At 61.1% G+C, this 19,251-nt stretch carries 18 protein-coding genes, 1 tRNA gene and 1 pseudogene; 6 read left to right on the top strand and 14 right to left on the bottom strand.

Annotated elements, in window-relative coordinates:
* Positions 1 to 412: 412 nt before the first annotated feature.
* The 12 genes from LG409_RS12125 to LG409_RS12070 form a co-directional block, all read right to left on the bottom strand.
* Entirely contained in the window at positions 413 to 2,422 is a 2,010-nt protein-coding gene (locus LG409_RS12125) for a DNA topoisomerase III (RefSeq protein ID WP_227406744.1), read from the bottom strand.
* A gap of 274 nt (positions 2,423 to 2,696) precedes the next feature.
* A complete protein-coding gene (locus LG409_RS12120; RefSeq protein WP_227406743.1) occupies positions 2,697 to 3,095 on the bottom strand; it encodes a single-stranded DNA-binding protein in 399 nt (132 codons plus the stop codon).
* A 67-nt stretch (positions 3,096 to 3,162) separates the two neighbouring features.
* The gene (locus LG409_RS12115) at positions 3,163 to 3,708 is read right to left on the bottom strand and encodes a DUF3158 family protein (RefSeq protein WP_227406742.1); all 546 of its coding nucleotides are present in this window, start codon (positions 3,706 to 3,708) and stop codon (positions 3,163 to 3,165) included.
* Positions 3,705 to 4,493 (bottom strand): PFL_4669 family integrating conjugative element protein, encoded by a 789-nt coding sequence (locus tag LG409_RS12110; RefSeq protein ID WP_227406741.1) that lies wholly within the window; start codon positions 4,491 to 4,493, stop codon positions 3,705 to 3,707. The genes LG409_RS12115 and LG409_RS12110 overlap by 4 nt, the downstream gene beginning before the upstream one ends.
* Positions 4,494 to 4,831: 338 nt before the next feature.
* Positions 4,832 to 6,046, bottom strand: coding sequence for an STY4528 family pathogenicity island replication protein (locus LG409_RS12105; RefSeq protein ID WP_227406740.1), 1,215 nt, complete (start codon positions 6,044 to 6,046; stop codon positions 4,832 to 4,834).
* Complete coding sequence (locus tag LG409_RS12100) at positions 6,046 to 6,606, bottom strand: DUF2857 domain-containing protein (protein WP_033947844.1); 561 nt, start codon at positions 6,604 to 6,606, stop codon at positions 6,046 to 6,048. The genes LG409_RS12105 and LG409_RS12100 overlap by 1 nt, the downstream gene beginning before the upstream one ends.
* Positions 6,603 to 8,345 (bottom strand): ParB family protein, encoded by a 1,743-nt coding sequence (locus LG409_RS12095; protein WP_227406739.1) that lies wholly within the window; start codon positions 8,343 to 8,345, stop codon positions 6,603 to 6,605. The genes LG409_RS12100 and LG409_RS12095 overlap by 4 nt, the downstream gene beginning before the upstream one ends.
* On the bottom strand, positions 8,338 to 8,589 hold the full coding sequence (locus LG409_RS12090) for a type II toxin-antitoxin system HicA family toxin (RefSeq protein WP_227406738.1): 252 nt from the start codon (positions 8,587 to 8,589) through the stop codon (positions 8,338 to 8,340). The genes LG409_RS12095 and LG409_RS12090 overlap by 8 nt, the downstream gene beginning before the upstream one ends.
* Complete coding sequence (locus LG409_RS12085) at positions 8,573 to 9,436, bottom strand: ParA family protein (protein ID WP_227406737.1); 864 nt, start codon at positions 9,434 to 9,436, stop codon at positions 8,573 to 8,575. Before LG409_RS12085 ends, LG409_RS12090 begins: the two co-directional genes overlap by 17 nt.
* A 10-nt stretch (positions 9,437 to 9,446) precedes the next feature.
* Positions 9,447 to 9,686 (bottom strand): AlpA family transcriptional regulator, encoded by a 240-nt coding sequence (locus LG409_RS12080; protein ID WP_227406736.1) that lies wholly within the window; start codon positions 9,684 to 9,686, stop codon positions 9,447 to 9,449.
* A gap of 118 nt (positions 9,687 to 9,804) precedes the next feature.
* Positions 9,805 to 10,557: a hypothetical protein gene (locus LG409_RS12075; protein ID WP_227406735.1), complete on the bottom strand. Its 753-nt coding sequence runs from the start codon at positions 10,555 to 10,557 to the stop codon at positions 9,805 to 9,807.
* Between the two features lie 861 nt (positions 10,558 to 11,418).
* The gene (locus tag LG409_RS12070; RefSeq protein ID WP_052196457.1) at positions 11,419 to 13,047 is read right to left on the bottom strand and encodes a methyl-accepting chemotaxis protein; all 1,629 of its coding nucleotides are present in this window, start codon (positions 13,045 to 13,047) and stop codon (positions 11,419 to 11,421) included.
* 270 nt (positions 13,048 to 13,317) lie between these two features.
* Between LG409_RS12070 and LG409_RS12065 the strand changes: the two genes are divergently transcribed.
* The 6 genes from LG409_RS12065 (at position 13,318) to LG409_RS12040 (ending at position 17,237) form a co-directional block, all read left to right on the top strand.
* The gene (locus LG409_RS12065; RefSeq protein ID WP_039181229.1) at positions 13,318 to 14,280 is read left to right on the top strand and encodes an ABC transporter ATP-binding protein; all 963 of its coding nucleotides are present in this window, start codon (positions 13,318 to 13,320) and stop codon (positions 14,278 to 14,280) included.
* A complete protein-coding gene (locus LG409_RS12060) occupies positions 14,277 to 15,050 on the top strand; it encodes an ABC transporter permease (RefSeq protein ID WP_016914465.1) in 774 nt (257 codons plus the stop codon). Before LG409_RS12065 ends, LG409_RS12060 begins: the two co-directional genes overlap by 4 nt.
* Before the next feature lie 38 nt (positions 15,051 to 15,088).
* Positions 15,089 to 15,922, top strand: a complete 834-nt coding sequence (gene queF, locus LG409_RS12055; RefSeq protein WP_039181225.1) for an NADPH-dependent 7-cyano-7-deazaguanine reductase QueF — start codon at positions 15,089 to 15,091, stop codon at positions 15,920 to 15,922.
* A 26-nt stretch (positions 15,923 to 15,948) separates the two neighbouring features.
* Positions 15,949 to 16,509, top strand: coding sequence for a nitroreductase family protein (locus tag LG409_RS12050; protein ID WP_039181222.1), 561 nt, complete (start codon positions 15,949 to 15,951; stop codon positions 16,507 to 16,509).
* A gap of 25 nt (positions 16,510 to 16,534) precedes the next feature.
* Entirely contained in the window at positions 16,535 to 17,041 is a 507-nt protein-coding gene (locus tag LG409_RS12045; RefSeq protein ID WP_227406734.1) for a YiiD C-terminal domain-containing protein, read from the top strand.
* Positions 17,042 to 17,149: 108 nt separating this feature from the next.
* Positions 17,150 to 17,237: transfer RNA gene (locus tag LG409_RS12040), tRNA-Ser, on the top strand.
* 190 nt (positions 17,238 to 17,427) lie between these two features.
* Here the strand turns inward: LG409_RS12040 and LG409_RS12035 are convergent.
* Positions 17,428 to 18,716, bottom strand: a pseudogene (locus tag LG409_RS12035) (ISL3-like element ISPpu12 family transposase).
* A 21-nt stretch (positions 18,717 to 18,737) separates the two neighbouring features.
* Positions 18,738 to 19,250 (bottom strand): signal peptidase II, encoded by a 513-nt coding sequence (gene lspA / locus LG409_RS12030; protein WP_227406733.1) that lies wholly within the window; start codon positions 19,248 to 19,250, stop codon positions 18,738 to 18,740.
* Position 19,251: the final 1 nt, after the last annotated feature.

Genomic DNA, 19,251 nt, shown 5'->3' with positions numbered 1-19,251 from the left:
CCGTGTACTGATGCAGGATGCGGTCGTCGGTGGAACCGTTCGCTGTCTCAGCATTCACCCGACCCTTGTCGTGGCTGGGGTCGGCATCATCTGGCGCACATCCGCGCACAAAGGGAGCCCGTTCTTTTCACCGGTGGGCGCCGGTGTCGAATACTGCCAACCCCGAAGGGTCTCCTGATGCCTCGACCTGCCTGGACAGGCAAGGCATCAGGAGACCCTTCGCAGCGGGCGGAACTGTGGCTGACTGAGGGAATCCGCGAGTGCGTGATTCGAGGAACAATGCCTTCTCGCCCCAGGGGAAGGGGCGCGCACACCGCAAGAGAAGGTATCGCGTGCTGGGAGCCTCGCAGGGCTGCGGGGCGATGGTCACGCGACCGAGGTCGGCCAACGTGACGACAGGGTTTGTTGCCTCTCAGGAGGCTTTGGAGCCGCCGCGGCGCTTGCGCGGCGCCGCACGCTTGCCTGATTCGATGGGCAGCGTTCCCTTGCAATCGGGGTATTTGGCGCAGGACCAGAATGAACCGTTCTTGCCGCTACGCTGGCGCGTCGCGCCGCCGCACTGCGGGCAAGGTGGCCCCTGGGGAGTCTTGATGGACAGAGAAGCACCCCGGTACTGGGCAACCAACTGTGTGATCCAGGCCGCCTGTTTGGCGACGAAGGTATCGAGCGTGAGCTGTCCGCTCTCGATCATGTCGAGAGCCTGCTCCCACACCGCAGTTGTGCCGGGGTCGGCAATCGCGGCGGGTACGGTATCGACCAGCGTGAAGGCGGCGTCGGAAGCGCGAATGGCCCGGTTCTTCTTGAGCAGGTAGCCACGGCCCAGCAGGCCACTGATGATGTTGGCGCGGGTCGCTTCGGTGCCGATGCCCACGGTGTCTTTCAGTTTCTGCTTCAGGCGCGGGTCGGACACCAGCTTGGCGACGCCTTTCATGGCTTTCACCAGCTCGCCCTGGGTGAACGGGCGCGGCGGCAGGGTCTTGAGTGCCTTGAGATCGACCCCGGCCACCTGGCACGCCAACCCTTGTTGCAGGGTGGGTAGAACCTGGCTGCGAGGGGCTGCGCCATCACCGGCTTCGTCGGTCTGTGGCTCGGCCAGCACCAGGCGCCAGCCCGGCACGACCACCTGCTTGCCCACGGCCTGTAGTGTCTGGTCGTCGCAAGAGAGTCTTGCCGTCGTACGGTCGAATTCATGCGGCGGAAGAAACTGTGCGAGGTAGTGGGAGCGAACCAGGCGATAGACGAGCGATTCTTTCTCGCTCATCGCGGACAGGTTGGCGGGTTCGAGCGTGGGAATGATGCCGTGGTGGGCGCTGACCTTCGCATCGTTCCAGGCGCGCGAGTGCTGGGCGCAATCGAGCTGGTCGATGATCGGGCGCAGGCTCGGGTCGGTCTTGAGCAGGCTGTCGAGCACCGTCGGTGCTTCGGCGTGCATGCTTTCGGGAAGATAGCCCGAGTCGCTGCGTGGATAGGTGGTCGCTTTGTGCGTCTCGTATAGGGATTGCGCGATCTCCAGCGTTTCCTGGACATCGAGGCCGAATTGCTTGGAACAGACCTCTTGCAGTGTCCCGAGGTCGAACGGCAGCGGCGCGCCCTCGCGCATGCGTTCGGTCTCGACCGAGATCACCTGGGCGGCACCGGCGGCGCGAATGCGCTGCGCCGCCTGCTGAGCGACCGGCTCCTGCAAGCAGCGGTCTGCATCGTCGGTACTGGTCGATGGCGGCAGCCACTGCGCGGTAAATGTCTGGCCCGTGCAGAACAGCGCCACCTCGATGGACCAGAACGGCACAGAGACGAATGCCGCAATCTCGCGGTCGCGATCGACCACCAGCTTGAGTGTGGGCGTCTGCACACGTCCGACAGACAGCACGCCGTCATAGCCGGCCTGACGCCCCAGAAGAGTGAACAGGCGGCTCAGGTTCATCCCCACCAGCCAATCCGCCCTGGAGCGGGCCAGCGCCGAGTGGTACATGGGCAGCGTGTCGTCCGAGGGCTTCAGCTTGTCGAGTGCGGCGCGGATCGAGGCGTCGTTCAGTGCAGACAGCCACAGCCGTTGAATGGGGCCACGATAGCCACAGAGGTCGATGATCTCTCGTGCGATCAGCTCGCCTTCGCGATCCGCGTCCGTAGCGATGACCAGTTCGGTCGCCTTGGCCAATAGCCCCTTGACGACTTTGAATTGCGAGGCGGTTTTCGGTTTGACCTCCACCCGCCAGTGCGTAGGGATGATGGGAAGCTGCTCGATCGTCCAGCGTTTGAGCTGTGCGTCATAGGCTTCCGGTGGTGCGGCTTCGATCAGGTGACCAATGCACCACGTCACGGTGACGCCAGGGCCGTTGAGGCAGCCGTCACCGCGCTGCTTCGCACCCAAAATGCGCCCGATGTCCTTGCCTTGCGAAGGCTTCTCGCAGAGAAATAGCCGCATACCCGTCCATCCGAATCACTTTTTCGATGTATCTGGGCAGCAGCATGTGCGGACCACGCAGGATTGGCCGCAAACAAGGTGAATATGTCGTCACCCGCTTTGATCGCGGAAATGGTGGTATTTCCGGCGGGGTACGCTGAACGTGCGGAGCGTCGATGTGCGGGAGCTTCTTGCGCGAGGCGCGCGAAAATCGCTGGACGTTAGTGGAACCTCGCTGGCCGGAGGTCGGAAAAAACGGGGCGGGCCTGAGCAGGACCGCCCCTGGTGGAAGCGTTCATTCGGACGGAGGCGACGGTTCCGCGGCGGCCTGCTTCGGGCTGAGCGTGACCGCCTCAATGCGGTACGGCAAGATGCCGACACCGCGCGCATTGATGCGATAGGTGGTGCGCGGATTGTTCTGCTCGTCGGTCCAGTCGTCGCGCTCCTCGCGACCCAGCACCACCACGCGCATACCCTTCTGGAACAGGGTGGCGAAGTGCTCCGCGTCGCGGTGCCACCAATCAACCGGACGCCAGAAGCCGCCACGATCCTCGTAGCCGTCCTTGCCCGGAATCGGGTTGTCGAAGTACACGTTCAAGCGCAGCACGCGCCTGGGCTCTTCGTTGCCGTTCGGGTACTCGTGGAACTCCGGCGCGGAGCCGATGTTGCCTTCGTTGATGAAATTGGTGCTCATGACGGGGTCTCCGTGTGGTTGAAGCCAGCCTGGTGCTGGTCTGGGCAGTCGTGTGTCGGTGCTGTGGTCATGCCGATGGCCCTCGCTGGGAACCGCCGGCGCGGGCGAGTGCTTCGACCCGGCGCAGGTATGCGTCTTCGGCCTGGGCCATCTTGCTGGCGCACTCCAGGGCTTGCCGACCGAGGGTGTGCAGCAGACTGATTTGCATATTCAGCGTGATGCGCTGCTGTTCCAGGTCGAGCAGATCCTCCAGCAGGTTCACAGGCGTGGCCGTGGAAGCCATGGTCTCCTGCCACAGGGCGACACCCATGGCCGAGCGGTCGTGCCTGCGCCAGCGCAGAAAGGTCGTGCCTGCGCCAGTACGTTGCTGGGCCAGTTCCACGGACAGCAGACGGAAGGGATAGCCTCGCGCCTGCGCCAACACGCGCTGTTGCGCCAAGTCGATCAACTGATCCCTGAGCGCGTGACACTGGCTGGCCCAGATTTCGAGATCCCCTTTACTCTTAAAAGGTTTTAAAAAGCCTTTTAGATAGCCTGAGTGTTCCAACGGGATGAAGTCCGCCTGTTCCAGTGGCTGGAAGTACCGGCGTTGGTTCGGTTCGCGTACTGTCATGCTGATTCGCCCTCGTCGGATGAGGCCGCTTCGGCGGGGTCTGCCGCAGCATCCGGTTCGCCGGCTGGTTCGGCTTCGGGGGTGCTGCGCTGCTGCAGACCACGGCGGGCGATCGGCGGCGCGAAGCGGCTGAGCCGGGTGCCTTCGAGCACGTCCTGGGGCAATTCACCGTACTTCTCCAGCGCCGCCCGCGCTGCGGCATTCTTCGCGGCGAAGTCGTCGCGCGTGGTGCCGGAGTACCGGTACTGCTGCGCCAGCGAGAACAGGCTGCGCAACGAGTGCGCACCATCGTTGAGCCAGCGTTCGAGCGTCGAGCGATCGATCAGTGCGGTGTGGTGGGCGAGGATCAGACGCCGGGCCAGGTCGTCGTAGTCGGCCAGCAGATACACCGCCATGAAGCCCAACTGCGAGGACACGAACAGCGGCAGCTTGACCGGCTGAACGTTGAGGTTCTCGCCCAGGCTCAACGCCGGCGGCACGCCAGCCAGTGCCTGATCCACCTGCTGGCGCAGGGTTTGGAGCTGCTCTTTGGTGGTGGACAGCTTGTCTTCGACACGCAGCATCCACCAGTCCGAATAGGGGTCGTCCTGCTCGGCCCCCCGCTTGAGCTTGTTCATGATGGAGACGAAGCCGTTGAGGCCGATGATGCCGGGCCTGCCTTCGGCGGGTGCGCGGCCATGCCAGATCCGCGACGCATGGTGGGTGTGCAGGGTCAGCGACATCGCGCTGCGCAGCGACCCCAGGTTCAACTGGAGGGATTCGGTGGGACTGTTCTCTTGGGCCATGGTGACGACTCTCTGTGATGAAACGAGTCGCCAGCATCCGGGCTGACCGGAAGGCCGTCAGTCATCAAACCGAACCTGCCGCTTGCCTGTTTTTGCCGGCATGGTTCGACCGCCCGCGCCGCTGCGATGCTCTACGGGAAGGCTGTGTGTTGCGCTATACCCATGGTATAGGCAGCCATGGAACTCACTGGACGCTATTGAGGGCATGTACAGCCCAACCATGGTCACTGCGGCAGGAAGTCTGCGTGTTGCGCTATACCCGGGGTATAGACGACGGTGGAACATCTTGGATTGCAGAGCGATTGGCCGGTGTTTCTCGACACCTGCCTGGGATCGTCTCAGGACGAGCGCAGCAGTTCCTGCAGGCGTGCCAGGTGCGCCTTCGCGACCGCCGCATCAGCAGGTGTGGCTGGCGTTGGACTTGGCCTCGGCTCTGGTGTCCTGTCAACTGGCACCGCAGGTGCCTTCTGTCCCGCCCAGACACGAAACTCTCCCCGCAGGGCTTTCTGGATGATGCCGAACAGGTAACCAGTGGGATTGCGAATGGTCGTGGAAGCGCAGCGTGCATCCCATTCGTCCAGCAGGGCCTGCCGCAGATCGAGATCCACCGACTGCATCGCGGTCAACGCGCCGTTCTGCTGCTCCGCCTTGAGGGTCAGAAAACGCGTGGGCAACTGCAGTTTCTGCGATGCTTCTTGCGCGCGCGGTACTGTACGTATTTCTTTAATACTTTCTTTTATACGTACTGTACGGTCCAGCTTCGGATTCCGAAGTGCGCCGTTTTCCGGGCTTTTCGGCCCCGCTTCGGAATCCGAAGAGAGGCTCGCCAGATTCCGAAGACGGTCCTCGGCCTCGTCTTCGGAATCGTGGTCGCCATCGGTCTGTGGATAACTCGCTGTGCTGCTCCAGCCCTGCGCCGCCAAACGCTGCGACAGGATTTCCAGCCGGCTCGGCAGCACCTGGCCGCTGAGCATGGGGTCTTGCGTCAGCTCCTGCAGGGTGGTCGCGCCGACACGCTGAATGGACTTGCTGGCATGCGTCAGCGCCTGGCTGACCAGTTCCAGGTAATCGGCATCGAGCTGGATCGCTTCGTAGGGGCTGAGCGGTTCGTCGTGCAGAACGTAGAGATTGCCTTGGATGCGTCCGCTTCTGGGATCGCGCCGGCGTCGCACCAGGCTGATCCAGCGGGTCAGCCGCAGCACGGTCAGTGCACGGGCTACCGTCTCGTGCGAGGCCCGTTCGGCACAGGGCATCGAGGCCAGCCAGGGAGCGAGCTGGTCGTAGGTAGGCATGGCGGTGATGCCATCGTCCGCCAGCATCAGGCGGAACACCTGCCAGCCGTTGCGTTCGAGCGGTGTCAGGCGTCTGTCCAGGAGCAGTGCGCGCGGCACGCTGTCGTGTCGGTTGCCGCTATAGAGAAAGCCGTCGGCTGGCAGTGGCGAGGCGGTGGGACGGGATGGTGGCGACTGTTGAGATTGCAGTTGACCGAGCGCCTGCTCGAACAAGTCGCCCAGCCGGACGGGGCCGCGCGTGCTGTTCTGGCCGCCCATCATCAGGTCAGCCCTTCATCGATCCATCCGCGTATTGCGTTCCAGATCACGGACAAAGGCAGTCCGGTGGCCTCGGCGAGATCCGCCGCAATACCCAGCATGCCCATATCGTCGCTGCAGTCGGCTTCCTGCTCCTTCACGGTCGAGGACCAGCGCTTCCACAGATTGATGTCTTGTTCCTCGGTCAATACCGGGTGCCGCCCCTTGCGTTTCGGCAGGCCGATGACGCTGCGGCGCAAGGCGATCTCCTGATGGGTCAGGCCGAAGAATTTGCTGATCAATTCCGTGCTGGCGCCCAGGCGCAACAGCCGGTCGATCTTCACCACTTCCTCGGTGACGTCCTCGACCTGGTGCAGCAGGCGGCGCAGCACGTCGCGGTTGACCACCACCGAGCACCAGGACACGTTGGCGTTGGCCAGCACGCTCGCCATCGCGGGATGCTTGAGAGCGTCCAGATCCACATCGTCAAATCCCATCGACTTGGCCCGGCGCAGTTGGCCGTTGCGCAAATCATGGAGCGCCTGGGCGATCACGGCCTGGTTGAGCGGGTGCGGGCCGGTCATGGCGACGCCCCTGATGACCTGGCCGTGGCGTGATGGCCATCGGTACTGCCGGTCTCAATGTCCCTCAAGCGGCGGACAAGCCGCAGCATGCGGAATAGCTTCACCAGGGCATTGTCGCTGAGACGGTTTGGCGGCTCGTCCTGCGATGCGGTGTCGGTCGGTGAGCCCTGCAGCAACATCCCCAGCATCCCGGCGAGAACCGATAGATCGATACCCGCGGGCGAATGGTCGATCGCCAGATAGGGGGCGCTCAGGGCATGCAGCAATGCCAGCGTCGCCTGGGCATGCCGGGTCAACTCTGGCCCGGCTTCGGACTTGTGGCAGCGAAAACCGATACCCTCTTGGCAGGCTTCGACGAGGCCTTGCAGACCGGCTTCGCCGGCGATCTCGCGGGCGAACTGCTCAATGTGCGTGCGCAGACGATCGGGTTCGTCCAGCGCGGGTTCGATGTACCAGACATCGCTGATCGGATACAGACTGCCGGCCTGGATTGGAATCGACTGCAGGACGTTGCGCTCGAAATCCGGCAGCGTTTCGCCAGTGTGATCCGCGACCAGGCGCTGGATGGATTGCAGCCGTTCGGTCGTGCCAGCAGGCGATACGATGTGCTCCTGCAGCAGGGTGGCACGTTGCGCATCGTCGGAATGGGATTCATCCGTACCCGATGGGGCGGTTGTGTGGGTGTCGGTCGCGGTCGGTGGCGTGTCATTCCTGTGCGGCGTACCTGCCGGTGCTGCTGACGACCGAATGTTCTCCGGTTGCGACGTGGGCGGCACCCCGGTGGCCGCCGAAGATGGTGGCGGGGCTGGCGCTGGCGTCGCCCCGGCTTCGGACGGCTCGCTGCTGAGGACTTGCCAACGCCGATCCGAGTCGGTGATCTCGAACAGGAGCGTGTCGTAGTCCATGCCGAGCAGATCGGCCATCTGGCCAATCAATTCGTCCTGAACACGCTGCACGTTGAAGCTGCTCGCCGCGCTGTCGAAAAGGGCCAGTACGTCCTGGAACAGCGTGGGGAAATCAAGGTGGGATTGGGACTGGCGGCTGCGGGCCGACCAGACTCTGTCGGCAGCGCGCCGCAGGCCGGTCAGTTGCTCGACCTGGCGACGTCCCAGGCCGGCGTAAAGCACGGTCGGGATGGCTGGCAGCAGATACTGGATGGCCTCTTGCATCCGGCTGATGTGGGGCTGCGGCACGGGATAGCCGTCCGTCTTGAGGCGGCGTGCCAGTTCGGACTGAGACAACTCCTTGCCGGTCTCCTGTTCGTACAATTCCCGCACTTTCTGCACGCCCAAGGCGCGTTCGATGAAAGACAAGCCACCGTGCAGTTCGTTTTCCGCGAGGTGGCCCGTCAGCGCGATGATTTCCCCGCGCTCCGGCCAGGGCCGAAACTGGCAGGCGATGCGGAAGAACCGCTCGTCCCGCGTCTCGCTCCACAGCTCGCGCAGAATGGCAAGGCGGGTGTTTCCACCGTTCCGGATGATGTAATGATCTGCGCCTGGACGCCGGGTGATGGGCGGAGGTGCGTCGAGCCCGCGTTCCCGGATCGAGGCTTTGATGTCGTCGTAGAGCGGATTGCGCGTCAATCGCGGGTCGAGCTCGTAAGGCCGCAGTTCATCGAGCGTTACGACCATCGGGGTATCCGCGATCGGGTCGCTCAGGCTGCTCGCGACGGGGCCATCGCGGGTGAATCCATCGCTCAGGAGCTTGTTCGCAACGTCCTGGGGGGAGATGTCAGGCATGACCATCTCCTTCCGTAGGCAGCCCCGAAGCATCGCGCTGGGCTCGCCGCAGCATGGCACGGGCGTTGAGTCCCGCACGATGGTCGCTGGCGGTGGCACTGGTGAAGATCGGCGGCAATCCCGGCCGGGTGAACTTGAGATGTCCGCCGGGGGTGCGCACAACCTCCCAGCCTTCACTCAGGGCATATTCGATCAGCGGCAGCAGCCGCTTGTGGCCTCGGGCCAGATCACGAGCGTTCGGCATCGGTGATCCTCCCACCGGCCTTGCCGGTGACCGCTGCGAACCGTTCTTGCCACTGGGGACACAGTTCAATCGCCAGGCTGCGCACGATTTCCAGTGCGGCCAAGGTCTGGCGTCCGGAAGGCCTTCGATGCTCGACGCGGTGAACAGGAAGGCCTCGGGTGGCCGCACGCGGGAACGCTTCGATTGCGGGAATTTCGGTATCCAGCACCTGGACGCTGGGTTGCTCCTGGAATATCAGGCGCAGCGTCTGCTGGATCAGGCGCGCGTTCGACGAAACCGCCGGGACGCGGTTCATCAGCAACTGCAACGCAGGCGGCTCAATGCCCAGCTTGCGGTACGGTGCGATGTCCTCGACCAACTGCAGGGTTCCGCGCCGCAGCTCACGGGCGGCGAGGATCTCCGGCGTGACCGGGGACACGGCTTGATGGGACGCCAGCAGCGCCATTTCCAGGAGTACGCTGCGTGCGCCCTGGGTGTCTATGACCACCAGATCGTAATGCGGCTGGAAGGTCGGCATCAGGTTGCGCAGCCGCAAGCGTCCATCCGGAGCGTGCAACAGCAAGGTGTTGAGCTGGCGGTGCTGGTCGTTGGATAGCACCAGATCCAGATTGTCGATAAGGGTGTGCGATACCAGATGTGCCAGGTCGCGCTCATTGGAGGCCAGCAGTTCGTAGATGCCCTCCGGCGCGCGATGTGTCAGCTCGTAGTAGGACGACAGGGTCGGCTGCATGTCCAGATCAAGCAGCAAAACGCGCAGGCCGGCGTCGGCTATGAACGCACCGAGGTTGGCCGCGACGGTGGTCTTGCCGACGCCGCCCTTCGTCGAAATGATCGATACGACCTGCATGGGACTCTCCTCAGACGTCGCGCTGGAGAGCCGGCTGCTGCGCACGGCTCTGGAGACGCTCGGTGATCCACTGGTCGATCTCAACGGAATCCCAGCCGACTGCGCGAACGCCGAGGCGCAACGCTTGGGGAAATTCGCCCTTTTTCATGAGCGCATAGATATGTGCGCGTTTGAACCCGGATTTGGCCTCGACTTCATCCAGCCGCAAAATGCGGCGCTCGCCGGGCGGCAGTGCTGTTGGTTGGAACATGTTGGTCACTCCTTAACGCTTGGCGGCGTTTGTTGGCGTGACCTCTATTCAATAGACATAGGTGGGGAAAGACATTGCAAATGCAGTTTCCGGGACTGCAGATACAAGCTGGAAAACTTCAAACAACTACGTTAGCGCTGCCCAGCTTCCTCCGTGCGCTGGCGAACTTGCCGTTCAAGGTGCGCTCGGTGATGCCCATGGTGCCACCGCGATGTGCGATCAATGCACTGACGATGGCCTCCTGGGTGCTGAAACAGGAGTACGGCTTGCCCGAAGGAGACCGGTTCAGCATCAGCTCCAACATGCTGCCAATGATGTGCAGGTAGGTAGCTTCCGCACGATTACTGAGAGAACCCTGACTGCAGGCTGCGATCACCCCAGACTGCTTGAGCAATTCTTCGTGAAGTTCCTTGAGGTTCCGTAGTTCACGACGACAAAGCTCAAGCTCTGCTTTCATGGCTTGGCGTTCCACCAACATGGCTTGTCCGGTTTCCAGCGTGATGACGGGGTGCGCGATGCGCTCGATCCGACTGAAAAGGAAAGCAGGTCGATGGCCCGGATAGTGAGTTTGCATCCAGCGCTTGAGGTCGAGGTGCCGCACGGTCAATTCATGGGAATCAAGCAAGGATTCATCGTTCAACGTGATGCCGTTTCGACCGTAGGGAAGCTCGCCGTTGACGATGGCATCGTAAATGCGCTCCGCGCAGAGCCGCAGTTCACCCCATCGCGGACAGTTGAGTATTCTTGGAAGATTTCTAGGCGATGAGATGGAGGACAGAACCTCTTGCGTGTGCCGCAACAAACCTGCCCAGCGTATTGCGGCCTCGATCGGGCGATAGAACACCTTTGAAGCTGGCAGCTCTTCATTCATGTCTCCATCTCCTTACGGGAGTACTACATCACCGACTCCTCTGCTGCCGATCGACGTATGGTCACGGCATAGGCTTGTTGTTTTGGGTCTGATACCCACGTTGGCGGAGCGCGCTGGAGCATGTTGAATTCACATGCTCAAGGCCAGTGGCTATTACCTGCTCGATATGTGAAAATCACTTTGTCTTGCACATTGAGCAGTGGCGCTTGCGCTCGTACATGCTTGTCAGCGTCATAGACCTTGATTTTTTCATCAAGCCCCATTTCGCATCGTGTGTTTTCTCGACGGTCTAACCGACCGATATCAGCGCGGCATCTATGTCGTTTGATCGGTTAGTCAAGGGAAGTGTGAGGATGGTGAGACTTCCCCGGCATCCTGATAGATCAACATAACAACTGGCTGCCTTGCGCTGCCTCTTGCATGATCAGGTGTGCAAGCGCGGGAGGGGGGCGAACTCGGTCGCATACATCCGCTGTGCGGACCACCCCAGCGAAGGGTAGCCACGAGTGGATGAGAAGTGGACGATGTTGGCGGTATGTGGAGGTCGGTGGACGAATCTCGTTGACGACCTTCAAGAATGAGGCTAAAATTGAGGCCTTCGTTGAGACCCTCGACGAAGAAAAGAGTTGGAAAACATAGGCTTAGCGCTTTAGTGCTTGTCTCGTTTCCCGCTCCAGTTCAACGGTCCTCCCTCCTGTGTCTTCGTCTTTGCTTTTCCATCGTTTTTTCTGATTCTGCTTTGCCAGATCCTCTTCGTTTCTGTTGTCCGTTCGATAACTGCCTTGAGCAGCGCTTTGTCGTGGGCGCCGTTCGGAAGAGAGTAAGCGGAATGCCCGGGCGCATGCGCCCGGGCCAAGTGGTTCAATCCACCAGAGTGAAGTGGCCGACCACGCTGTTGAGCGACTGTGAGCGCTGTTTGAGGTCCTGGGCAGAGGTGGCGGTCTGCTGCACCATCGAGGCATTGTCCTGGGTGGCCTGGTCTAGCTGGGCGATGGCCACGTTGATCTGTTCGATACCGCGGGTCTGCTCGTAGGTGGCGGCGGTGATCTCCTCGAACAGGTCGTTGACCTTCTGAATTTGCAGGTCGATGTCCTGCATCCGTTGTTTGGCCGTATCGACCAGCCCGGCGCCGTTGCTGACCTGGGCGTTGGAAGCGTTGATCAGCCCTTTGATCTCGTGGGCGGCCGTGGCGGAGCGGTTGGCCAGTTGGCGAACTTCACCGGCCACGACGGCAAAACCGCGGCCATGTTCGCCGGCGCGGGCCGCTTCCACCGAGGCGTTGAGCGCCAGAATATTGGTCTGGAAGGCAATGCTGTCGATCAGTGTGACGATATCGGTGATCTTGTCAGCCTCGGCGCTGATCTCCTGCATCGAGTTGACGGCATTGCCGATGGCCTGCTGGCCTGCCTGCGAGGTTTCGCCTGCGCTGCGTACCAGCTCTTTGGCCTGTGCCACGCTGTCGGCGGTTTGGCGAACGGTCGCCGTGACTTCTTCCATGCTGGATGAGGTCTGCTGAAGGGCGGCGGCCTGCTGCTCGGTGCGTGATGACAGCTCCTGGTTGCCCGCAGCAATATCACCGGCATTGCCATCCACCGCTTCGCTGGTGGTGTAGATGTCGATCATGGCTTCACGCAGCTTGTCGCGCATCGAGCGGATGTCGTAGAGCAGGCTACTGGTGTCGTTGGCATGCAGGACCACGGGGGCGGTCAGATCGCCCTGGGCAATGCATGACACCACGCCAGCGGCGTAGTTGGGCTCCCCGCCCAGGCGGCGCAGGATCAGCGTTATCATGCCCCAGAAAGCCAGGGTCACCAGCGCACCGGCCACAATGCCCACCACGATGGTTTCAATGAGTTGGCTGACGATGGTGCTGTTGACGTCACCTACAAAGACGCCACTGGCCACGTACACATCCCAAGGTGCAAAAGCTTCGGAGTAAGTGCGTACTAGCGGGCTGCCATCGTTGCCGCGCGCGAAGTTGGAGTAATATTCGGTGAAGCCGCTGCCATTGGCCCGTGTGTTATCCAGCATGCTCTGGAAAATCAGCGTGCCTTCGGGGTCGCTCACCTGAGAGATGTCTTCGCCTACTTCTCTGCGCGGATGAGCAAGCATACGCAGGCTGCCGTTGAAGGCGAAGAGGTAGTTGTCATCTTCGCCAAAGCGTATGTCGCGCAGCATGTTGAAGGCGAGGCGCTGGGCATCGGGAACGGACAGCTGACCTTGCTCGGCCAGGTGGTGGTAGTGTTGCAGCGTGGAAATGCCGATGTCGACTGCCGTCACCATGCGCTGTTCGCGTTCGCTATAGAGCAAGTTACGGCTTTGCCAGGCATTGATGGCGATCATGACGGCCAGGATCAGCCACAGTACGCCGACGCCGATCAGGCGCTGACGACGCAGGGGCAGCGTGGAGAGTCGATGGCGCGCAGGTGAGGTCGTCGCGTGCTCCGTCGATGGCGGCGCAACGCTGGAAGAGGTAATGGCAGTGCTCATTATCAGGCAAGCTCTCTGTTATGTTCGATTGTTCCCTTGGCACCGGTACTGACGCAGCGCCCGGTGCGCGCGTCATACTAAAGTATTAATTGCCTGGGTTCTGCTGCAATAGCGTGGCAAAGTGTCGCCTAATGTAGCCTTAACCTTTATAAAACAGTCATCTGGCTCGCCGTGAGGGCATCGAGTTCGTTAGCTTGAAAAAATATGCGTTCGCCCCGATATCTTCCCATCTAGCTTCATAAGCTCTCATTTTGCTGACAGGACATGTTCATGGCCGAACCGGCATTGTCGATCCGTGGCCTTACCAAGGTGTACGGCAACGGCTTTCAAGCGTTAAAAGGGATTGATCTGGACGTTCAGCAGGGCGACTTCTTTGCGCTGCTGGGCCCCAATGGGGCAGGTAAATCCACCACTCTGGGCGTGGTATGTTCCCTGGTGCAGAAAACCGCGGGCAAGGTGTCGATTTTTGGTATCGACATCGACAAGGATTTTGCCAAAGCCAAGTACCAGTTGGGCGTGGTGCCGCAGGAGTTCAACTTCAACCAGTTCGAGAAAGTGCTGGATATCGTATTGGCCCAGGCGGGCTATTACGGCATGCGGCGTAGTGAAGCGCTGCCCCGTGCCCAGCAGCTGCTGACCGACCTGGGGTTGTGGGAAAAACGCAACGGCAGCGCGCGGATGCTCTCCGGCGGCATGAAGCGCCGCCTGATGATTGCGCGTGCGCTGATGCATCGCCCCAAGCTGCTGATTCTCGATGAGCCCACGGCGGGGGTGGATATCGAGCTGCGTCGCAGCATGTGGGAGTACATGCGGCGCATCAACCGCGACGAAGGCACGACGATCATTCTGACGACCCACTACCTGGAAGAAGCCGAAAGCCTGTGCCGCAATATCGCCATCATCAATCACGGCGAGATCGTGCGGAATACCAGCGTGCGCGAGCTGCTGGCCGAGCTGGACACGGAAACCTTCCTGCTGGACCTGGCGGCTCCCGTCGCGCAAGCGCCGCAGGTGCCGGGTTTCGAGGTCCACCGAGTGGAGCCCTCCCAGCTTTCGGTGGCCATTCACCGAGGCCAGCAGCTGAACGACGTGTTCTCATCGCTCAGTGAGCAGGGTATTCAAGTGGTTTCCATGCGCAACCGCGCCAATCGTCTGGAAGAGATGTTCGTTTCCATGGTAGAGAGCAGCCAGGCGGCTCTGGATCAACGTGAGCAGCAGGAGGCCAACGCATGAATGCCACACAAACCCTGGTCGCGCTGTGGACACTGGTGCTCAAGGAGATCAAGCGGTTTACCCGTATCTGGCCGCAAACCCTGCTGCCACCGTCGATCACCATGGCCATGTACTTCATCATTTTCGGCAGCCTGATCGGCTCGCGCATTGGTGAGATGGATGGCTTCAGCTATATGGATTTCATCGTGCCCGGGTTGATCATGATGTCGGTGATCACCAACAGCTACTCCAACGTGGCCTCCAGCTTCTTTTCCAACAAGTTTCAGCGCTCGGTGGAAGAGATGATGGTCTCGCCCATGCCCAATAGCGTGATTCTTTCCGGCTTCATTCTGGGCGGCATGGCCCGGGGGCTGGGCGTCGGGCTCATCGTGACGCTGGTATCGCTGTTCTTTACCCGCTTGACGGTGGAGCATCCGCTGCTCACGATACTGGTCGTGGTGCTGACCTCGGCGCTGTTCTCCATAGGTGGCTTCATCAATGCCCTGCTGGCGAACAAGTTCGATGACATTTCCATCGTGCCGACGTTCATCCTGACCCCGCTGACCTACCTGGGCGGCGTGTTCTACTCGATTTCGATGCTGCCGGACTTCTGGCAGGGCGTCTCGATGCTCAACCCGATTCTGTACATGGTCAACGTCTTCCGCTACGGCTTTCTGGGGGTGTCTGACATTCCCGTCGGCTGGGCGCTGACGGCGATCATGGCGTTCATCGTGGTGCTGTTCATGGTGGCGCTGACCATGCTGGAGCGTGGCAAAGGTATTCGCAGTTAAGTGCCCCAAGGGCCCCTGGTTTGATGGAGACGTTTTGCATGGCACACCGCCCTGATACTCTGGAACACGCGCCGCTGGGGCGCGATTCTGCCTACCCCGAGCAGTACGATGCGGCACTGCTGTACCCCATTCCTCGGGCGGCCAATCGCGCGCCGCTGGGGATCGAAGAAAGCGCGTTGCCCTTCGTGGGTGAAGACGAGTGGCACGCCTTCGAAGTCTCCTGGCTGAATGGACGCGGCAAGCCGGTGGTGGCGGTGGCGCGCTTTCGGCTGCCGGCAAGCTCGCCGCAGTTGATCGAGTCCAAATCCTGGAAGCTCTACCTCAACAGCCTCAACCAGACGCGCTTTGCCAGCCAGGCTGAGGTGGAAGCCATTCTGGTGCGCGACCTGAGCGGTGCGGCGGGTGCCCCGGTCAGCGTCGAGCTGTTGCCGGTGGATGACGAAGCGCTGGCCCCGCGACGCTTGCCAGGGGAGTGCCTGGACGACCTGGATATCGAGGTCAGCCACTACACCCCCAGCGCCGAGCACCTGACCACCCACGATGATATCGTGGAAGAGACGCTGCATTCGCATCTGCTCAAATCGAACTGCCCTGTGACCGGGCAGCCCGACTGGGGGAGCGTGCTGATTCGCTATAAAGGCCCGCGCCTCGACCGCGAAGGGCTGCTGCGCTACCTGATTGGCTACCGCCAGCATCAGGATTTTCACGAGCACTGCGTCGAGCATATTTTCACGGATCTCATGCAGTACGCCCAGCCAGAATCACTGCTGGTGCTGGCGCGTTACGTGCGCCGTGGTGGGCTGGACATCAGCCCCTGGCGTGCCACGCCGGGCATGGCGCCGCCCAGCCCGCTACGCCTGGCGCGCCAGTGATACCGACCCAGGACAAGGAGGCACCAATGGACGCTCTTACGCTGCTGCACGAACGTAGCTCTATGGGCAAGCTCACCGAGCCTGCCCCCAGCCCGGAACAGCTCAGCGCCATCTACCGCGCCGCCCTGCGTGCCCCCGACCACAAGGAGCTACGCCCGTGGCGGTTTATCGAGTTCGTCGGAGAAGGGCGCGAGCGCCTGGGAGAACTGTTCGCCGAAGCGGAGTTCCAGGAAGACCCGCACGCCAGCGATGACACCCTGAACGCTGCCCGCAAAAAGCCCCTGCGCGCGCCCATGGTGATCGCCGTGATTGCCAAGGTGACGCCAGATATTGCCAAGGTGCCCAAGGTCGAACAGGTCATTTCAGCGGGCTGTGCTGCCCACGGGATTCTGTTGGCCGCACACGCCCTGGGCTTGGGCGCCATGTGGCGCAGCGGCAAGTATGCCTTCGACCCGGTGGTGCGCAAGGGAATGGGGCTGGACAAGGAGGATGAAGTAGTCGCGTTCATCTACCTGGGCAGCCTGGCCGGTCGTCACAAGCCGGTACCCGAGCATAACGCCGCCGATTTCGTCGAACGCTGGGATTGAGCGCTTAACCGCCGAGGAGCCCACCATGAGCCCGTCACGCCAGCCAGGCCTACCGCACCCGCGTCTACCGCTGCCAGAGGGCAAGGAAGACCTGCACGCCTTCCACCGCTGGCTGGGCGAGGCGATTCCCATGGTGGGAGCCTTGGGCATCAGTGACGTGAGCCACGCCAACGACGCGTTGACCTGGCACCTGGCGCTGGCGCCTAACCTCAATGATAAAGGCACCGGCTTTGGCGGTGCCCTGGCAGCACAAGCCACCCTGCAAGGATGGTGTTGGGTGACCCTGTGGCTGCGCCAGCAGGGAAGGGCACAAGACGTGGTCGTGGCGGAGGCCAGCCAGCGCTTCGTTGCCCCGGTGACCGGCGACTACCGTCTTATCTGCACGCCCAGCAGCAGCGACGGCCCCGCAACGCTGGTAGAACGGCTGCGCGAACGCGGCAAAGGCAGCATCGCGCTCAGCCAGCAGCTCTACTGCGGCGACACGCTATGTCTGGAAGCCAGCAGCCGCTATGCCGTGCTGCCCAGCCCTTGATGTGAAAAAGCCCTGACGTGAAAAAGGCTTGCTATTTCACAGCTTAACGCATAGTATATGCGCCGTTCTGTTGAGAAAGGCAACGCCCTGCAGCAGAGCACACAATGTGGAGAGGTGTCCGAGTGGTCGAAGGAGCACGCCTGGAAAGTGTGTAAGTCGAAAGGCTTCGAGGGTTCGAATCCCTCCCTCTCCGCCAAGAATATAGATTAAGCCGCTGATTTCAGCGGCTTTTTTGTGTTTGTAATTTACTTAGCCCATACTACAGCCCATACTTTGGTTTTGGCTCTTACTGAACGGTATCAAGCTTCTCTGGACGCTAAATCTCTTCGGGTATACGGATTTAATGGTTGATGGGGCACCTTCACCCCATCAATCTGATACCACCCTCAGATGGTTGATAGATCGACTCCGTAGTTGAGTTCCTCTGCGACGTCCGGCAGTCCGTAACCGATGGTTTTCTTGTAGAAAGGAGAGACCTTCGCAGTCGGTGCCTTCTTCTTGTGCTCGTGGTGTAGAGCATTCGTGCCCGCATCACCTCGAAGGAGTAACCGCGCCCTTCACGGTTCTTGTCCTTGGCCAGTCGGTTGATGGACTCCGTGTAAGCGTTGGTGACGGGCATGTCCGTCTCGAAGTAGGTCATGGTCTCTTCGCGCCAGTTTCCCACTGCCCTGACCAGATCGCTCCAGACTTCCTTTTGGCCCTTCGGGATGGTGGCTATCCACTCGTCCAGGGCGGCTTCTGCCTGGAGCCGTGTGGTGGCGTCCCAGATGCCGTAGAAGCGCTCCTTGTGCTCGTAGGCGGCCAGCAGTTGCGGGAACGCGCCTGTCCAGGTCTCCATGATGAGGCGCTCCCGGTCTGAGACTTCGTGAGCGCGTTTCAGCAGGATTTTCCGGTCTCCCTTGAGAGTCCGGCTCTGGGACGGTTTCAGCTCCTTTCTGAGGCCCTTGCGCACTCTCTCTAGGGCATCGTTGGCCATGCGCACCACATGGAACTTATCGACCACGATACGGGCCTGGGGCAGCACAGCCTTGACCGCTGCCCGGTAGGGGTTCCACATGTCCATGCTGACGATCTCGACCTTCTGCCGGTCTTTCAGCTTCATCAGGTAGTTGGTCACCACGTCCTGGCGGCGGGTGGCCAGCAGGTCGAGCAGGGTTCGCTCCTCAATGTTGGTCAGAATGCAGCGGTAGCGCTGGTTCAGGTATAGCTCGTCAATGCCCAGGATGCGGGGCGTCTCGAAGCGGTGCCAGCGCCCCAGGAACTCGGCGCGGGCGTTGAAGATGTCGCGCACCGTCTTCTCGTCCAGGCCGGTCTGTGCCGCCACAAAGGTGTAGGGGTGGTTGAAGGATTCCTTCTCCACGTACTCATGCAGCCGCAGTGTCATACGGAATCCGTCCACCATCTCCGGTAGCTGGGGCCTGAATGTTGTCTTGCAGGCCCGGCAGGTGTATCGGCGGCGGACCACCCAGAGAGTGACCCGCTTGCCGTGGATGGGCAGATCACGATAGGGAACGTCACGCTTGCCGAACCGTACGAACTCACCCTGCACGCCGCATTCCTCGCAGGCGATGGGATCGGGCACGTCCACCTGGAAGTGCATTTCGTCGTCGGTTGATTTGCAGCCCAGTACTTGGTATTGCGGCAGGTGAAGGATGTTGTCGGGAAGTTCGGTCATGGTGTTGTATAGGCGTAGGTGTCAGTCAGATCCATCCGGCTCGGCATTGGTGTTTGCTTTTTTACCCAACAAGCTGCTGGAAACGAAAAGTAAGGCACCGAGGACAATTGCAATATCAGCCAGGTTGAAGGCCGGCCAATGCCAGTCTCGCCAATAGAAATCAAAGGAATCCACAACATAGCCGCGAAAGACCCGGTCAATCAGGTTGCCCATGGCGCCACCGAGGATAAGACTGTAAGCGATGGCTTCTCCTTTATGACGATTTTCAAGGATCAGCTTGATCAGAAAAATCGAGACCACTACCGCGATTCCGATAAAAAAGTAGCGCTGCCAGCCTCCACCATTCGCAAAAAGACTGAATGCGGCACCGGTGTTCCATAGGTGCACCCAGTTAAAGAATGAGGTCACTGAAATAGACTCGCCATATGCCATTGATTGTTGCACCAGCCATTTTATGGCCTGATCAGACGCTGCCAGCAGGCCCGATATGGACAACAGAGCGTACGGTGACAGATGTTTGCCAAAAATGGACATT

The organism is Halomonas sp. NyZ770 (assembly GCF_020616575.1).
GTDB classification, from domain to species: domain Bacteria; phylum Pseudomonadota; class Gammaproteobacteria; order Pseudomonadales; family Halomonadaceae; genus Vreelandella; species Vreelandella hamiltonii.
The sequence above is the reverse complement of the archived record's forward strand: the minus strand, read 5'-3'. Positions and strand labels throughout refer to the sequence as shown.

Coding starts and splice junctions, on each gene's coding strand:
- LG409_RS12060 (WP_016914465.1), top strand. CDS start 14,277: ATGAATGCCACACAAACCCTGGTCGCGCTGTGGACACTGGTGCTCAAG.
- LG409_RS12105 (WP_227406740.1), bottom strand. CDS start 6,046: ATGATGGGCGGCCAGAACAGCACGCGCGGCCCCGTCCGGCTGGGCGAC.
- queF (WP_039181225.1), top strand. CDS start 15,089: ATGGCACACCGCCCTGATACTCTGGAACACGCGCCGCTGGGGCGCGAT.
- LG409_RS12125 (WP_227406744.1), bottom strand. CDS start 2,422: ATGCGGCTATTTCTCTGCGAGAAGCCTTCGCAAGGCAAGGACATCGGG.
- LG409_RS12120 (WP_227406743.1), bottom strand. CDS start 3,095: ATGAGCACCAATTTCATCAACGAAGGCAACATCGGCTCCGCGCCGGAG.
- LG409_RS12100 (WP_033947844.1), bottom strand. CDS start 6,606: ATGACCGGCCCGCACCCGCTCAACCAGGCCGTGATCGCCCAGGCGCTC.
- LG409_RS12110 (WP_227406741.1), bottom strand. CDS start 4,493: ATGGCCCAAGAGAACAGTCCCACCGAATCCCTCCAGTTGAACCTGGGG.
- LG409_RS12115 (WP_227406742.1), bottom strand. CDS start 3,708: ATGACAGTACGCGAACCGAACCAACGCCGGTACTTCCAGCCACTGGAA.
- LG409_RS12085 (WP_227406737.1), bottom strand. CDS start 9,436: ATGCAGGTCGTATCGATCATTTCGACGAAGGGCGGCGTCGGCAAGACC.
- LG409_RS12065 (WP_039181229.1), top strand. CDS start 13,318: ATGGCCGAACCGGCATTGTCGATCCGTGGCCTTACCAAGGTGTACGGC.
- LG409_RS12075 (WP_227406735.1), bottom strand. CDS start 10,557: ATGAATGAAGAGCTGCCAGCTTCAAAGGTGTTCTATCGCCCGATCGAG.
- LG409_RS12095 (WP_227406739.1), bottom strand. CDS start 8,345: ATGCCTGACATCTCCCCCCAGGACGTTGCGAACAAGCTCCTGAGCGAT.
- LG409_RS12045 (WP_227406734.1), top strand. CDS start 16,535: ATGAGCCCGTCACGCCAGCCAGGCCTACCGCACCCGCGTCTACCGCTG.
- LG409_RS12050 (WP_039181222.1), top strand. CDS start 15,949: ATGGACGCTCTTACGCTGCTGCACGAACGTAGCTCTATGGGCAAGCTC.
- LG409_RS12090 (WP_227406738.1), bottom strand. CDS start 8,589: ATGCCGAACGCTCGTGATCTGGCCCGAGGCCACAAGCGGCTGCTGCCG.
- LG409_RS12070 (WP_052196457.1), bottom strand. CDS start 13,047: ATGAGCACTGCCATTACCTCTTCCAGCGTTGCGCCGCCATCGACGGAG.
- LG409_RS12080 (WP_227406736.1), bottom strand. CDS start 9,686: ATGTTCCAACCAACAGCACTGCCGCCCGGCGAGCGCCGCATTTTGCGG.
- lspA (WP_227406733.1), bottom strand. CDS start 19,250: ATGTCCATTTTTGGCAAACATCTGTCACCGTACGCTCTGTTGTCCATA.